The organism is Acinetobacter sp. WZC-1 (assembly GCF_052544965.1).
In genome coordinates this window covers 1,109,311-1,125,309 of the sequence record NZ_CP199370.1, presented here as the reverse complement: position 1 = coordinate 1,125,309, position 15,999 = coordinate 1,109,311, and the positions used below count along the sequence as shown (strand labels likewise).

Here is a 15,999-nt window from a genome sequence, read left to right as displayed (position 1 = left end):
AAGCAGCATCACCGATATCAAATTATAAGAAAGCCACAAACAAATGTATTAAACCTGCAAAAAATCCTGTGACGCCCCCCAGCACAATCAGAATCCATTCATCTTCCCTGAATGCAGGACGCAACAAATTCTGAAACTCGGTCGGTGTTAATTCACGAATCCGCTCTTTAAACATCTGAAAAATTTTCTGTGCCCGACTTGCATTAAAGGCCGGGTCACATACAGGCACCATCGTAATTTCAATTGACCGATCAATCAAGTCCGACTTCAGTTTAGCATATTCAGACGGGCCAATTGAAAGCTGTAATGCGGTCCGGATTAAAGGGGTTTCCATAATGCCGTTGACATGCCGTTTAATAATCCGGCGTGTTTTTTCCTTTTTCGGTCCATACATCATTTCAGTCATGATTGATTTTAGCGTAATCAGGTCTTCCGTGACTACACTTGCAAAAACATCAGAGACTTCTTCCTGACGCTTCATGAATGCGCCCTGAATATTATAGCTGCCAATCCGGGGAATGACCGGTTTAATCCAGGGAAATTTACGATTACTGGTCCGTTCAAAAATTTGCGGATAACGGATGTAATGGGGTTCCACCGGATTAAATACCATCCAGATGGCAATCCAGTTGGTCAGTAAGCCCCAGATGGCGGCAAAAAAGGGAACTGTCCAGTGCTGTGGCACAAACACATAGACAAACATCTGAAAAATACCGAAGAAACTGCCAATCAATGCACTGATATGCCAGATAAAATTAATTTCTTTCTGCCCCACTTTCAGGAACATGCTGACCATTAAACGGCGGTCACCTTCCATCTGCCGGACAATCATTTCCTTCATGTCCACCAGTGACTCAACGTTCATGGTCAGTTCAGTCACCAGATCCCTTAGAATGCCAGGCATCTGCCGATGCGCCTGGGCATAAATCCGGCGCTTGATGGAATAAGGCAGGTTTTCCCACAATACTGCATTACGGTCAATCATGACTTCATCAATCAGATGCTCAAGCTCAAAACCGACCTGTTCCCCGATGATGCGCGCCATATCCGCAGGGTCCATCGCCTCAAGAAATTCCTTGAGTGACCCCAGTTTGGACAGGGTGTTGTCGGTAATAATTCCCGAGATACGTCCTGCTTTACGCGGTACGATGCCCTGCCAGCCCACAGGCAATGGTCCGATATGGAAACCCCAGAATTTGATCGGGTAAAACACCATTTTCAGTGCCATCCACACATGTGCCCATGTTACAAAAGCGGTCACAGGGATAATACTCAGGATCGCAATATAATCCGGTCGACTGGTAAAGGCCTGCCACAGACCACTGAGGTATTCAAACATGCATGACACTCATATTCAGTTCCATATGCGGGTGAATGAATAATATAAAATTATCCCTGCGTCTAAAAACCAACACTCAGGGTATACGCAAATTGTATTTGAGGTTTGCTTTCAAATACAATTGAATTTCCATGAGAGGACTCATCGCCCACTCCAATTCCCACACTGAAAGTGCTGATTCTTTCCTTATTCAATAATACATAGGAAAGATCCACGCCACCACCTGCCTGGGTATCATCGCCATTTCCAACCGATTTACTTTTTAAATGGCCGGCATAGAACCCCAGATAAAAACCATTACTGTCTGTACCGTTCAGCACCACCGGATAACGAAAACCGAACTGAACTCCCGGTTCATGGTCACCATTAATAAAAGCACCCGCTTTGGCATAGGCAATGCCATAAGCGTTGACCCATTCTGCATTCAGATGAGCAAGCTTCATGGTCATCCCTGCGCCGGCATTCCACCTGGAAACAGCTGCAGATTTTAATTTTGCTTCAGGTAAATAGTCCCCAATATCTGCATAAACCGCACTTCCGGTCATCATCAGCATGACCAGGGAAAATATTTTTCTCATTATTTTATCCATAACCCCCAGTTATCTCCATCGCCCCGGCTTTCACTGGATTCCTTCCAGCACCTTCCCTATTTTTGACTTTAACAGAATTATTTAGCTGCATCATATACAAAACAATGGAAATTTACTGTCTGCAAAGTCAAAGTACGTTATATTTCCATCGGTCATGTTTGACCTTTTTCCGTTCCCGGTCTGTTTCAGGGTAGAATTGTACCCTGCACTCTCCTGATTAATGAGTTAGATAAGCCAACGACGTATGAAACAGCAGTTCCCCCTCAAAAATGTTCAACAGGAAAAACGTATTTTTCGTGGCCGTATCTTTTTTGCCATGGGACTGGTCACATGTTGTCTGCTGTTGCTGGTTGCACGTTATGCCTATTTGCAGATTTTTCATTATGAACAGTTCAGTGAGGCTTCAGACAAAAACCGCATACGCCTGCAACCGATCCCACCGGCACGCGGTTATATTTATGACCGTAACGGCATTTTACTGGCAGACAACTATCCGGTTTTTACCGCGACATTAAGCAAGGCCGATGTGAAGGATATTGACGATACCGTGAAACGGCTGACCCCGGTCATTAATCTTTCACAGGAAGATATCGAACGCTTTAACAGTCGTGTTAAAACTGCCAGAAAGACTGAACGTGTCACCCTGAAACTGAATCTGACTGAAACCGATATCGCGCGGTTCAGTGAAACCAAATTCCTGTTTCCCGGGGTGGATATTGAAACCCAGATGACCCGTTACTATCCACATGGTGAACTGTTTGCACATGTCATTGGCTATGTCGGACGCATCAATGACCGGGAACTGAAAAGCATTGATAAGGATGCCTATACCGGCACCAATTTAATCGGGAAAATCGGGGTTGAAAAGTATTATGAAGATTTATTGCATGGGATTCCCGGGTATGAGTCCATTGAAGCAGATGCACATGGCAATGTACTGCGTCATTTAGGACAAAAGCAATCCATCAGGGGCAATGATCTGTATCTGTCGCTCGACTATGGCCTGCAGACCGTTGCAGCAGAACAACTGGCCGGACGACGCGGTGCAATCGTGGCGATTGACCCCAGAACCGGTGAAATTCTCGCACTGGTTTCAAGTCCAAGTTTTAATCCCAACCTGTTTGTGACCGGTATCGGCCATGCAGAATACAGCGCATTGCGTGACAATCTGGACCAGCCGCTTTATAACCGGGCATTGCAGGGAACCTATCCACCCGGTTCAACCATCAAGCCAATGGAGGGTCTGGGCGGTATCCATTATAAAACCGTGGACTGGGATACCACCATTTTCGATCCAGGCTATTTTCACCTGCCGGGTGACTCACATAAGTTCCGTGACTGGAAAAAATCCGGACATGGTACGGTCAATCTGCACAAATCCATTGTGGAGTCCTGCGACACTTATTTTTACGTGCTGTCCTATCAGATGGGCATAGATCGGATGAATGAATGGATGCGTCAGTTCGGTTTCGGTGAAAAAACCGGCGTGGACTTACCCAGTGAAAGTTCCGGGCTGTACCCGAACCCTGAATGGAAAATGCGGACCCGTAAAAGCAAATGGCTCAAAGGTGAAACCATCTCGGTCAGTATTGGCCAGGGTGCATTCATTGCCACCCCCTTACAACTGGCCATGGCCACCGCAATTACTGCCAATCATGGTGCTCATGTCACCCCGCATGTGCTGCGCTCCACCCGGGGTGCCAGGGAACATCCGGTACATAATGCGCCCACCGGCAGAATTAATTTCAGTGGCACAGATGAAGACTGGATTAAAATGCGCAATGCCATGGTCGATGTGATCCAGGCAGGTACCGGCCGTGGAATCCGCACTGCTCAATATAAAATTGCAGGGAAAACAGGGACAGCTCAGGTTAAAAGTATTGCTCAGGGTAAACGCTACAACGAAGCACTGCTGACAGAACGTCAGCTGGATCATGGTTTATTTGTGGGCTTTGCACCTGCTGAAAATCCTGAAATTGCCATTGCAGTCATCTGGGAAAATGGCCGTCATGGCGGTTCTGCGGCCAAACTGGCCCGGCCGATTATGGATTACTGGTTACTCAACCGCAAAAAAAATCCAATTATCCCCACTCATCATCAGGTCAGTGGTGGCCTGATGACTGCCGGTATTAAACCCGGTGACCTACCCAGCGGCGAAATTCCGTTGTCAACTGATCCCCGTGCTGTACCCGGGTCAGATAATCGCGCAACTGCCTCAGTACCCGCTCAATCAGCTACCCAGGCACCACCGGCAGTCAACTCCGCAGATGTCAGTGAATAACGTGAAGAATCAACTACGCATTATCGGCGGACAATGGAAGCGCAGACTATTGCCTTTTGCAGAGATTGAAGGTCTGCGTCCGACACCGGACCGTGTCCGGGAAACCCTGTTCAACTGGCTGATGTGGGATATCCAGCATGCTGATGTACTGGACCTCTGTGCAGGTTCCGGCGCCTTAAGCTTTGAGGCATTATCACGTGGTGCTGCACGGGTGATCATGATTGAACCTGACCCGGTCCAGGCCCGCATACTCAAAAACAATATTGATTTGCTGCAGGCCACCCGCTGTACAGTAAAGCGCATGACCGCCCAACAGGCAATTCCCACATTAAATCATGACTTTGATCTTGTATTTATGGATCCACCCTATCGCCTTGATCTGTGGCAGGAGCTGGCAATCCTGACAGATCGGCTGGTCAGGGAAAATGGCTATATTTATGTGGAAGCAGACCGACCGCTGGATGATTTGTCCCTCCCCTTCAGCTGGAAACTACAGAAGCAGACCCGCGCCGGAATGGTACAAGCTGGCTTATTTCAGAAAGTTACACATGGTGACCACGACACAGCATAAACTGGAAACATGGAAATCATCTATTCCCACTGACTTATTTTCTGATTTATTCCTTTATCTGATTTCAGCCCATTCATTGTGCCCTGATCAGGTCATGAATAAGCAGACATACAGCCCTGCGCATATAGTCAAACTACCTAATTATTCACACACGTAATTTGATTCAGACTATTGGTTATCAATTAGTTTTTTGTACTTTTTAATCATGGATGGTTGTCCTGTCGTGGGGCGACATGGATGTCGCCTTTGGGCGGACTTGCGCTGCCTTCAAAGCAATGCTTTTATAGTTGCTCAGGATGCCCCCCTCGCCCATCAGAAGATTTTTGTCATCTTTTCATCTGAGCAAAAACAAAGCACTGCTTTGTTTGCAGCGCAAGAGTGAGGTATCGCCTACGCAAACTTATTCAAACTTTCAAAGCAAAATGTGGCAATGAAAGCTTTTTTATAATCAAACAACTCATTTTCTCATGCAATTGATTTAATTTAAAATATGAATCAAGAGAAATTATATTCATGTGTATGAGTTGTTTGACAGGTTGACTATAGACTTTATCTGGGTGCATTCCACCCTGGACGGCCCCGATTATAATCCCAACCCGGGCGCTGTGAATTTTTATGCCGCCAGTCAGGCCGCTTATCATCACGATCATAGCGGTAATCCCGATCATAATGATGGTGCCGGCGTGGATGGTCATCATAAGGAGCAACAATACAGCCTGTCAGTGAAATACCGGTTAAGGCCAGCAATAGTAATTTCTTCATCTCTTTATTCCTGATTCTGTCATGGGAATAAAGAGATTATTGAGCGGCTCTGTGGATTCTCCCGGTATGCACTGTTTCAAATTGCAATGTTTTTATGATATCAGTCACACGATATGCCATTTCCCTTCATGGTTGAATTTTCCCCGGATCCATCCTGCTGATGGAAAAATACAGGGCAATACAACTGGCCCCACTCCGTCAGTGACTGATTTCATAACGTCCAAGCTTGCCCTGATCATCATAATACAGGGTAACCCTTTTGGCCGTGTGCATGATCTGAATGTCCTGAATACCGACCTTAAAGCTTTCTGCAAGCTGCTGCTTACTCAGATCCTGCGGTGCCTTACGGCGTTCATTACCCGAAAAGCGTATCCAGTTATAAGATGCCCACAGCAATAAAAGCGAAATAAATACCGCAATCATGACTGCCATATTCACCAGGCTGAGCGGACTGTTGGGTCCGGCCTGAATCACCATCTGCTGGTAGATGGTTTTTCCCTGAAACCACCAGAAAACAGCAGTCAGCAATGGGAGAAATAACCACATCCACGCCAGCCAGCCAATGGCAATCAAACCATAGCCGGTCCCTTTTTTACGAATGTAGTCCGGTTGATCGATATATTCCGGCAATTCAAGTTTTGATTCATCACTGATCGGTTTATAGTCATTGTGAAGGGCCATTTTCAACTTCTCCTCGGAATCCGCGGTCAGGACTGACCCAGCGGGCCCGTTTCTGTGTTTTAAACAGGGTTTTCGGTAATGCAACCACGGTGGTCAGCATAGTCAGCAGCCAGAAAAATAATGGATACCAGATAACCCAGAAATAATTTCTAAGCATCCGATTTTTATCGTATGGTCTATCAATAAATAAGCTCACAAAAAACTGGATCAGGCAGGTCAGCCCCAGAATCACACCGTACCACTGTGGCAACATAGACTGGATGGCCCATTCGCCAGGCAATGAAAAGAACAGACCATAGACATATAAAACCAGAATACCTGACATGACATAAGCCCAGACCACACTGACCATTGATTCAATGGCAATGGGCCACATACGGCGCAATCGCCAGCAACTGGCAAGACGCGGCAAATAGGCCAGTAACACCTCAATGCCACCCTGGGCCCAGCGCAGGCGCTGTTTCCATAGGCCTTTCAGCGTCTCAGGCATGTAGATGTAACACAGGGCCCTTGGAATATATTGCAGATCCCAGTGATCAAACTGCAATCGCCAAGATACGTCAATATCTTCGGTAATCATGTCATCACGCCAGTAGCCAATGCGGTCCAGGGCCGATTTACGGAAGCCGGCAATAGCCCCTGACACCGTAAAAATCCGGCCATAGGTTCGCTGTGCCCTTTTGATCAAACCGATAATTGAAGAAAACTCGCCCACCTGAATTTTTGCTAGTACACTTGAACGGTTCACAATTCGCGGGTTGCCGGTCACTGCACCCACCCGGGGGTAGGTGGTTAAATGATGCATCATCCACAACACGGCATGAGGATGCAGCAATGCATCGCCGTCAATACAGATCAGATATTCATTCTGACTGACCATGGCACCGGCCCGCAGTGCATAGGCCTTGCCCTGGTTTTCTGCAAGATGAACCACCCGCAGTAAAGGGTACTGATGCGATAACTCATCCAGAATCTCTGCTGTTTTGTCCTTACTGCCATCATTGACCGCAATAATTTCAAACGCAGGATACTGACTCTGCATGGCAAATTTAATGGTTTCACGCACTTGTAGTTCTTCATTAAAACAGGGAATGATAATGCTGCAGGGCTGATCACCCGGTTGTGGCAATGCCGGTTGTCTGAGCTCACGTTTTAAGTAAAACCATATCCCGCCTGCAATCCAGGCCCAAGCCATGAATAAGGGATAGAAAAAAGCAAAACCAAAATATAGATCACTGGCACGAAGCTGGCTGAACCATTCCATTATTTTTTCTCCAGTGCAATCGTATCATTCTGATAGGGATCACGATAAGTTAATGGACTGCCATTTAAACTCAGGTCCTGATAGAGATAGCGATGAAATGCTGATCCACGTTTCAGCTGATAATTATTAATTCCAATTTTCTGCACAGCCAGGCTTCTTAATAAGCTGTAATCCTGCTGGTACTGCTTCCACTGTGCTTCGTTTGCATCCGGCCGGATCGTAAAGCTGACAATCAGGCGCTGAACCTCCTGCATATTCATCTGTCGTATCTGTTTTTTCAGCGCGTCAAAAGTTTCAGGCTGCTGAACAGGATCCAGTGTAATGTACAAAAAATCCGTATATTTCAGGCTGTAGTTCAACAGCGTCTTTAGGCCCTCAAGCTGCGTTCCCTTCAGGCCGAATTTAAAGGCGGTCTGATAGTTATTACTGATATTCGAATAATATTTTGCCTGCTGATTCAGCCGTTCCTTGAGATGCACCACATGGTTGACCTGCTGTGTACATGCCTCTGTCCATTGCTGCTGTTGTACCGCACATAACAGCTGATCATCTGTTTCCAGCATCAACCCCTCAATGGAAGGATTATTTCTGACCATGTCTGCGGTTAATTCAGCAAGATCGATCTTCTGCCGGGTTTCCAGCCGGATCGGCAATTCAGCGTATACACGGTGATGTGCCCGTGTCCGTGACTGCCACACCATACGGTTCAGAATGTCCTGGCGTACTTTCAGCTGACTGTTCGGAAAGTAGGCGACATCTATATTGCCATCGCCATCTTCATCACGGACCGCCTTTAACACCATGGTGTTGGACCTTAATGCGCTGGACTGATCCAGAAACTGACCAAGTTTTGCATCGAACTGAGCCGTTGTCTGACTTTCCATTTCAGCAAGATCCATGCGGATAAAGCTTTTTCGCTGTTTATAGGGCGCTCTTGCATAAGCCAGGAAATCCATCATTTCTTCCCGGATCATTTCAGGCGTCGGATTATTCATAATCAGAACCCGCTGATAGGTTTTGACCGAATCCGCAAGCGTAGCAATACTGCCGAGGCTGAACGACATTGGTAACCCGGCCTTGCCGGCAAAGTCTTCTGTTCCCGTGGTGACAGCACCATAAGGCCAGAAGATTGCCCGACTCTGAATCCCCAGTTCCTGCTGCAGGATCTGTCTGGATTTTTTCAGGTCGGCAATCACACGATCCTGATACGCCTGGTCAGACTCGTATTGACCGGTCTGGTTGCTGTATTGCCGTGTAATTGCAGCAGGTTGCATATTCTGCTGCGGATTGGCCAGTATTCCCTTGTGCATGTCGTCTGAATGAGACGCAAATTCAGCCAGTCCTGATTGCTGCATCTCCCGCATCTGATCCCAGTTCATCAGGTTACCTTCACCATAGGCTTCATAACCATCCTTGAAATTACCATTGATCCAGCTGGTGGGAATGGCAAAAACCGCCGGGAACTGATATTGCTTCAGCAAAGGAAAAACCCGGGTATAACCACTTAATGCGCCATCATCAAAGGTCAATAACACGGCCCGGGGCGGCAGTTTCTTTTTCTTCATCCTGGCCTGCCATACATCTTCCAGCCGAATCGGCTGCCAGCCTTCCTTTTTCAGCCATGCCATAAACTGTGCCAGATTTTTCGTACTGATCGCATAAGGATCACGATCACCACTTCTGGCGACATCATCGCGTACATCATGAAAAGTTAAGGTCACAAACTGATTTTCCGGCCGTTCTATGGCTGTCTTTTCTGTCTTTTCTGTCTTTTCTGTTTTTGCTGTTTTTTCTTTTTTCTCAGCAGCGAAACTCTGAGTGGCTGAAATCAGCATTGCCACCAGGGCAATGGCTGAAACAGGAATGATGATGATTGATTTCATTAAAAGCGCCCCTCAAATCCAATGACTGCATAGGTTTTATTTTCATCTTCGCCATCATAGGGATGCACCCCCCAGCCGATGCCATAGTTGAGTGCCCAGGTGCGGGATAGCTGCCAGTCATGCTGATAGAGCAAGTTATAAACAGCTTTTGAGGAATATTCAGCCTGATTGAAACTGCCGACACTGGCCACAAAATGCTGATTTAAACGCCGTTCATAGTTACGCCAGGTCATCCAGTCATGTTCCAGTGACAACTCTACACTGCGGCTTTTTTTCGGGTTGTAATAAACCACAGGCACATCATCATTTTTACCGTAGTAACCACTCAGCGTGGCGCGGGTAATATGATGTGCTGACTGTAAAAGCTGCTGTCTGAAATAGGCTGATACTTCCTGACGGGTATTGCCATCATCAATATCCGTCAGCTGATAGCTGAGTCCGGCCTTGCGCGATTCATTTTCCTGCCACCTGAATCCGGTTGAATACGACTTGCCTTCATGATCCTGCCGCAGTGCCTGCAAGGGAATACTGGCCTGACTGTCAAAGCCCAGTACATATTGCCAATGATCATTCAGCCGCCGGGTCCAGTTCAGCTGTAGCCCCAGGCGGTCTCCATCGGTAGATTGTGACAATACTGCCTGAGCGGATTTACCATTTTCTGCCCATTCAAGTCCCAGGCCCAGACGCTGATCATCAATAACGCCTTCGTCATATTTTGCCTTGCGATAATTGTGATCAATAAACATGCGATAGTTTTCGGCAAACCAGGGACTGGCCAACCGGGTCCAGTTACTCTGTTCACGTGTTCCCTTTAAACGATCCAGCAACTGCGAATTATCGGCCTTGCTGTGGGAAAAATGACTCTGATGCTGAATGGATGCGTGCTGTCGGTCTTCCAGTTCTTTCCGGCTTTTGATGACCCCGGTATCATTGGGAACTGTAGCTGACAGCGCTGCACTCTGCTGACGCCATTCGGTAATTTTCCCCAGTGCCTGTACATTCTGCAGGTGATTAATCTCTGTTGACTGATCCACCGGTTCAATGCCATTCCACTGTGCCAGGGTCTGCTCTGAAGTCCGGGGCTTTTCACGCCAGCGCTGCACCAGCGCCAGCGCATTCTGATAGGCAATGTTGTTCGGCGCACGGGCCACCAGCGCCTTGAAATATTGCTCGGCTCTGGCATGCTGATTCTGATAGGCATAATTCAATCCGACCAGGCTTAAATATTCAGCCCGATCATCATGTGCAGTTCTGTCAACGCCCCTGGCTTCACTGTAGCGAAAAACCGGTAGCAGCTTGTCCATTTGCTGAATCAGCTGATTGGCTTCCTTGTACCGGTCCTGTTCTATCAGTGAATAATAAAGCCCTGAGTAAACACTATAATCTGCATAGTTCCTTTCATTAAGTAAGCTTTTATAGTTTTTTTCCGCCAGCGCCGGTTTTTGAATTTTCAGATAGGATTCTGCCAGTGCCTGCCTGACATAGGCAGGTGTCTGCTCGGATGGCAGATCAATTTCAGACAACTGCGCTACAGCCAGTTGTGCATGACTTCTTTTATTCAGTGCATAGATATAATTGTAATAAAACTCACGCCTTATACTTTTATCTTCCGGCAGTTCAGACTGATAAGCCTGCATATCCGCCAGTACTTCATCCAGCTGCTGATAAGCAATATCACCATGTCCTTTATACATTGCAACTTTATAGTATTGGACGGCATTCTGAATACGCTGCGAAAACTCACTTAACTTGACCAGATGCTTTAATGCCGGTCGTTCTGCATTAATCTTTCCATGCTGTAAAACCTGCCAGGCTTTGCTGTAATCACTGCTGGCAATCAGTGCCAGCACATATTGCTCCTGTATATTGGTATTCGTACCTGTCTTCGGCTGCCGTTCCACCGCCAGTGTTGCAGCATTCAGCGCTTCCAGCGGCATATTTACCAATCGATATGCATAAGCGACCTGTGCCAGATAATCTGCGGTCAGTGTTGACTGATTTAATCGGGCCAGGTTTTGTACGGCTTGCTCTTTTTTACCGGCTTCAGCCTGAAGCACTGCGATCCACACCCGCCAGTCCTGTTGTCTGGATGTCCGGGCAAAGTTGCTGGCCCATTGTTCAGCCACATCCATCTGTTTCAGATCCCGCAGGGTCTTGATGACAGCAACCTTGCCGTATTCTGGATAATGTTCAGGCTGGATATGAGAAATATACTGAACAGCATCAGAATCAGCATGTCCGGTTTCATAGGCACTGACCAGATAATCTGCAATCAGTTTCTGATTTTCCGGCTGTCGGGCCAGTAATAATCTTAATTGTTGCAGGCCTTTGTCCACCTGACCCGCCCGGATCAGGGCAACCCCCTGCTCTCTTTGCCTGTCAGTGCCATCTGTTGTTGCAGAAAATGAGCCGGAAAATGGTATACAGCAAAGCGCTGATATATAACATGTAGACATTATGATTCTATGCTTTATCATCAAACATTCTCTATATAAACTAACCTAAATATTTAAAAATTCTTAAGAATAATGTGATTATTATCACTGATTATAAATTTTTAGTGAATAATTTAACACAATATGTAACATTATTTGTACGATGCAGGGCTCAATGGAAAAACCTGAAACTTTTAATTATCTTTATATTTATTTTTCATGTACTTAACTATGAAAATATTTCTAATCCGGGTCGTGTAAATTTTATGTATGATGGCCTGGATAACTATTGGGTATGCAAAATATCCAGTGAAAACCACATTTTTAAAAATGCAGTCCCATTTGTTCGACTGACTGTCAGCTCGCCTGCAACAAAACCGGATACAGAAAAACCGGGCACAAAAATCAGGCACAAAAAAAATGAACATACCGGAGTACGTTCATTTCTGATTCAGTTCAGTCGTGCTGAGCCAGCGACCGACTTAAGCCAGACCTTTGTCCTTCAACACCTGTAACATGGTTGAACCCAGTTCAGCCGGGCTACGTGTATATGCCATGCCTGCTTTCTCAAATGCAGCAAATTTTTCTTCCGCCGTACCCTTACCACCGGAAATAATCGCACCGGCATGTCCCATACGCTTACCTTTCGGCGCAGTCACACCCGCGATATAACCGACTACAGGCTTGGTCACATCAGATTGAATGAATTCAGCAGCTTCTTCTTCAGCAGTACCACCAATTTCACCGATCATGATAATGGCATCAGTCGCCGGATCCGCCTGGAACAATTTTAAGGCATCAATCTGATTCATGCCTGGAATTGGGTCACCACCGATACCGATACAGGTCGACTGTCCCAGACCCAGCTTGGTGGTTTGTGCCACAGCTTCATAAGTCAGGGTACCTGAACGGGAAATAATACCAATACGGCCTGGCTGATGAATATGCCCTGGCATGATCCCAATTTTACATTCTCCCGGTGTAATGACACCTGGACAGTTTGGTCCCACCAGACGAGTACCATTACCATTGGTTTCCAGATAACGTTTGGCTTTGAGCATATCCAGTGTCGGTACGCCTTCTGTAATGACAACGATCAGTTCAACACCCGAGTCCACAGCCTCAACAATGGAATCCAGTACAAATGGCGCCGGTACATAGATCACAGATGCATCTGCACCCGTTTCACGGACTGCGTCCTTCATGGTGTTAAACACAGGCAGGCCAATATGCGTCTGACCACCCTTGCCCGGTGTTACCCCACCGACCACCTTTGTACCATAAGCAATGGCCTGTTCCGAATGGAACGTACCATTTTTACCCGTAAAACCCTGTACCAATACTTTTGTGTCTTTATTAATTAATACGCTCATGACTGATACTCCTTACGCTTTTACTGCAGCAACAATTTTTTCCGCAGCATCAGACAGACCTGTTGCAGAAATTAATTTTAATCCTGATTCATCAAGTAATTTGAGACCGAGCTCAGCATTGTTCCCTTCCAGGCGAACCACAACCGGCACAGTTACATTGACTTCCTGAACTGCTGCAATAATTGCTTCAGCAATCATGTCACAACGTACAATACCACCAAAGATATTGATTAAGACGCCCTGTACAGACGTATCTGCCAGAATAATCTTGAATGCTTCAATCACACGTTCCTTGGTCGCGCCACCACCGACATCCAGGAAGTTGGCCGGCTGACCACCATAAAGTTTAATGATGTCCATGGTCGCCATCGCAAGACCTGCACCATTGACCATACAGCCAATGTTTCCTTCCAGCGCCACATAGTTCAGATCAAATTCAGACGCTTTTAATTCGCGCTCATTTTCCTGAGATTTATCACGCATCTCCGCAACCTGCGGTAAACGGTACAACGCGTTGGAATCAATTCCGACTTTGGCATCCACACACAGAATTTCGCCGTTTTCACGTACTGAAAGCGGGTTAATTTCAAACAGTGCAAAATCATTTTCAACAAAGGCTTTGTAAGCACCGGTCATAATGGTAACAAACTGACTGACCTGTTTGTCTTTTAAACCCAGGGCAAACGCAACTTCACGTGCCTGGAATGGTTGCAGGCCCACCAATGGGTCCACTTCAACCTTAATAATTTTTTCAGGTGTTTCCTCTGCGACTTTTTCAATTTCAACACCGCCTTCTGTCGATGCCATAAAGGTCACACGACGGCTTGAACGGTCCACCACTGCACCCAGGTACAGTTCACGCTCGACCGGATAAACGTCTTCACAGATTAAAATACTGTTGACCGGCTGACCGTTGGCATCGGTCTGATAAGTCACTAAACGTGTGCCGATAATTGAATTTGCATACGCTGCAACTTCTTCCCGGGACTTGGCAACCTTGACGCCACCAGCCTTACCACGACCACCAGCATGGACCTGAGCCTTCATTACGGCAAATTTTCCGCCGAGTTGCTCAAATGCAGCAACTGCTTCATCAGCATTGGTCGCAAGAATACCCTCCTGAACAGGCATTCCATATTTTTTTAATAGCGCTTTTGCTTGATACTCGTGTAAATTCATTTAATTACCTTTTTACGACTTATGACCACGTTGACTGACCAATACATGGATCTGTATTGCAGTAAATATTGGAATCGATAACATGATTGTCCACTCCAGAGAACGACAATCACTGAAAATCAAAATAGAAAAGAGCGGTCGGAACCGCTCTTTCCCATTTTATTTGCGTTTACGCTGAATCGCATGAATTGCACGTCCATCCACCGACAGTGCAGCTTCATGAACCACCTCTGAATAGCTTGGATGTGCAAATGTCATCAGTTGTAGATCTTCAACTGAAGATACAAATTCAAGGGCAATCATGCCCTGATGTACGATATCTGAAGCACCGGCACCAATCACATGCATACCCAGTAAACGATCTGTTTTTGCATCTGCCACGAACTTGACAAAACCGGCAGATTCAGCTGCGGCAAGCGCACGGCCATTGACCGCAAATGGGAACTGCCCGGTTTTCACTTCATGACCTTTCTCGACAGCCTGCTCTTCGGTCAGACCCACCCACGCCGCTTCCGGATGCGTATAGATCACGGAAATGATGGTATCGTAGTTGACCTGAGCCGCCTGACCGTGCATACGCTCTACGGCCATAACACCCTCTTCCATGGCCTTATGCGCAAGCATCGGTCCACGAACCAGGTCACCAATCGCATAAACGCCATCGACAGATGTCGCACACCAGTCATTCACTTCCACAAAGCCACGTTCAGTCAGTTTGACACCTGAATCATCGCTCAGCAGTCCTTCTGCATAAGGTTTACGTCCGACACAGACAATCAGCTTATCAAAGGTCTGAGTTTTGTCTTCACCGGCCTGGTTATACTGAACAGTGACTTCATTACCATCAATCTGCGTACCGGAAACTTTGGCACCAATACGAATATCCAGGCCCTGTTTGGTCAGAATTTTCTGATACTCTTTGGACAGTGCCTTATCAGCCATGGGCAGGAATGCGTCCAGTGCCTCAAACACCACCACTTCAGAACCCATGCGACGCCACACTGACCCCAGTTCAAGACCAATGACACCGGCCCCGATAACCCCCAGTCGCTTAGGAACTTCCTGGAACTCCAGTGCACCTGTTGAATCAACAATCAGGTTATCATCCACTTTGGCCACAGGAATACTCACAGGAACGGAACCGGATGCCAGAATCACATATTTAGCATCCAGTACCTGACCATCACCACCTTCCAATGGCGTAAATTCAACCTTTTTACCGGCCAGTAATTTACCTGTCCCCTGTAGCCACTCAATGCCATTACCCTTAAGTAACTGAGCAACACCACCGGTCAGCTGATCCACTACCTTGTCCTTACGGGCAAGAATTTTCGGCAAGTCAAAGGATACGTTTTCCACGGTAATACCGTGATCATCCAGACCGTGCAGGGTATATTCATAATGATGTGACGAGTCAAGCAACGCCTTGGACGGAATACAGCCTACATTCAGACAGGTACCGCCCAATGAAGGTTTACCCTTATGTATACGCTTTTCGATACAGGCAACCTTGAAACCCAACTGTGCAGCACGAATTGCTGCTTCATAACCGCCAGGTCCGCCGCCAATGACGACTAAATCGAACTGTTGAGACATTTTTATCTCCATGACCGGAATAGAGGATCACTCCATTCCGGATTT

Annotated in this window: 12 protein-coding genes; 2 read left to right on the top strand and 10 right to left on the bottom strand. The window is 46.8% G+C overall.

Annotation, left to right across the window (positions count from 1 at the left end):
- Nucleotides 1-22: 22 nt before the first annotated feature.
- Nucleotides 23-1,339 carry a hypothetical protein gene (locus ACT6PV_RS05130; RefSeq protein WP_445115376.1) on the bottom strand — a complete coding sequence of 439 codons (1,317 nt, stop codon included), beginning with the start codon at nucleotides 1,337-1,339 and terminating at the stop codon, nucleotides 23-25.
- Between the two features lie 62 nt (nucleotides 1,340-1,401).
- Nucleotides 1,402-1,917, bottom strand: coding sequence for a hypothetical protein (locus tag ACT6PV_RS05125; protein ID WP_445115375.1), 516 nt, complete (start codon nucleotides 1,915-1,917; stop codon nucleotides 1,402-1,404).
- A 256-nt stretch (nucleotides 1,918-2,173) separates the two neighbouring features.
- On the opposite strand from ACT6PV_RS05125, the gene mrdA reads away from it, so the two are divergent.
- Nucleotides 2,174-4,210 carry a penicillin-binding protein 2 gene (mrdA, locus tag ACT6PV_RS05120; protein ID WP_445115374.1) on the top strand — a complete coding sequence of 679 codons (2,037 nt, stop codon included), beginning with the start codon at nucleotides 2,174-2,176 and terminating at the stop codon, nucleotides 4,208-4,210.
- Nucleotide 4,211: 1 nt separating this feature from the next.
- Nucleotides 4,212-4,781 carry a 16S rRNA (guanine(966)-N(2))-methyltransferase RsmD gene (gene rsmD, locus ACT6PV_RS05115; RefSeq protein WP_445115373.1) on the top strand — a complete coding sequence of 190 codons (570 nt, stop codon included), beginning with the start codon at nucleotides 4,212-4,214 and terminating at the stop codon, nucleotides 4,779-4,781.
- Nucleotides 4,782-5,330: 549 nt separating this feature from the next.
- On the opposite strand, the gene ACT6PV_RS05110 is transcribed toward rsmD, so the two are convergent.
- From ACT6PV_RS05110 to lpdA, 8 genes are all read right to left on the bottom strand, one after another.
- On the bottom strand, nucleotides 5,331-5,543 hold the full coding sequence (locus ACT6PV_RS05110) for a hypothetical protein (RefSeq protein WP_445115372.1): 213 nt from the start codon (nucleotides 5,541-5,543) through the stop codon (nucleotides 5,331-5,333).
- Between the two features lie 198 nt (nucleotides 5,544-5,741).
- Entirely contained in the window at nucleotides 5,742-6,224 is a 483-nt protein-coding gene (gene pgaD / locus ACT6PV_RS05105; protein ID WP_445115371.1) for a poly-beta-1,6-N-acetyl-D-glucosamine biosynthesis protein PgaD, read from the bottom strand.
- Nucleotides 6,208-7,488, bottom strand: a complete 1,281-nt coding sequence (gene pgaC / locus ACT6PV_RS05100; RefSeq protein WP_445115370.1) for a poly-beta-1,6-N-acetyl-D-glucosamine synthase — start codon at nucleotides 7,486-7,488, stop codon at nucleotides 6,208-6,210. The genes pgaD and pgaC overlap by 17 nt, the downstream gene beginning before the upstream one ends.
- On the bottom strand, nucleotides 7,488-9,371 hold the full coding sequence (pgaB, locus tag ACT6PV_RS05095) for a poly-beta-1,6-N-acetyl-D-glucosamine N-deacetylase PgaB (protein WP_445115369.1): 1,884 nt from the start codon (nucleotides 9,369-9,371) through the stop codon (nucleotides 7,488-7,490). The genes pgaC and pgaB overlap by 1 nt, the downstream gene beginning before the upstream one ends.
- Entirely contained in the window at nucleotides 9,371-11,827 is a 2,457-nt protein-coding gene (gene pgaA / locus ACT6PV_RS05090; RefSeq protein WP_445115368.1) for a poly-beta-1,6 N-acetyl-D-glucosamine export porin PgaA, read from the bottom strand. Before pgaA ends, pgaB begins: the two co-directional genes overlap by 1 nt.
- A gap of 461 nt (nucleotides 11,828-12,288) precedes the next feature.
- Nucleotides 12,289-13,179, bottom strand: coding sequence for a succinate--CoA ligase subunit alpha (gene sucD, locus ACT6PV_RS05085; RefSeq protein WP_445115367.1), 891 nt, complete (start codon nucleotides 13,177-13,179; stop codon nucleotides 12,289-12,291).
- Nucleotides 13,180-13,191: 12 nt separating this feature from the next.
- A complete protein-coding gene (gene sucC / locus ACT6PV_RS05080) occupies nucleotides 13,192-14,358 on the bottom strand; it encodes an ADP-forming succinate--CoA ligase subunit beta (RefSeq protein ID WP_445115366.1) in 1,167 nt (388 codons plus the stop codon).
- 159 nt (nucleotides 14,359-14,517) lie between these two features.
- Nucleotides 14,518-15,954 carry a dihydrolipoyl dehydrogenase gene (gene lpdA / locus ACT6PV_RS05075; RefSeq protein ID WP_445115365.1) on the bottom strand — a complete coding sequence of 479 codons (1,437 nt, stop codon included), beginning with the start codon at nucleotides 15,952-15,954 and terminating at the stop codon, nucleotides 14,518-14,520.
- Nucleotides 15,955-15,999 lie beyond the last annotated feature (45 nt).

Coding starts and splice junctions, on each gene's coding strand:
- lpdA (WP_445115365.1), bottom strand. CDS start 15,954: ATGTCTCAACAGTTCGATTTAGTCGTCATTGGCGGCGGACCTGGCGGT.
- sucD (WP_445115367.1), bottom strand. CDS start 13,179: ATGAGCGTATTAATTAATAAAGACACAAAAGTATTGGTACAGGGTTTT.
- ACT6PV_RS05110 (WP_445115372.1), bottom strand. CDS start 5,543: ATGAAGAAATTACTATTGCTGGCCTTAACCGGTATTTCACTGACAGGC.
- mrdA (WP_445115374.1), top strand. CDS start 2,174: ATGAAACAGCAGTTCCCCCTCAAAAATGTTCAACAGGAAAAACGTATT.
- sucC (WP_445115366.1), bottom strand. CDS start 14,358: ATGAATTTACACGAGTATCAAGCAAAAGCGCTATTAAAAAAATATGGA.
- ACT6PV_RS05130 (WP_445115376.1), bottom strand. CDS start 1,339: ATGTTTGAATACCTCAGTGGTCTGTGGCAGGCCTTTACCAGTCGACCG.
- pgaA (WP_445115368.1), bottom strand. CDS start 11,827: ATGTCTACATGTTATATATCAGCGCTTTGCTGTATACCATTTTCCGGC.
- pgaB (WP_445115369.1), bottom strand. CDS start 9,371: ATGAAATCAATCATCATCATTCCTGTTTCAGCCATTGCCCTGGTGGCA.
- pgaC (WP_445115370.1), bottom strand. CDS start 7,488: ATGGAATGGTTCAGCCAGCTTCGTGCCAGTGATCTATATTTTGGTTTT.
- pgaD (WP_445115371.1), bottom strand. CDS start 6,224: ATGGCCCTTCACAATGACTATAAACCGATCAGTGATGAATCAAAACTT.
- ACT6PV_RS05125 (WP_445115375.1), bottom strand. CDS start 1,917: ATGAGAAAAATATTTTCCCTGGTCATGCTGATGATGACCGGAAGTGCG.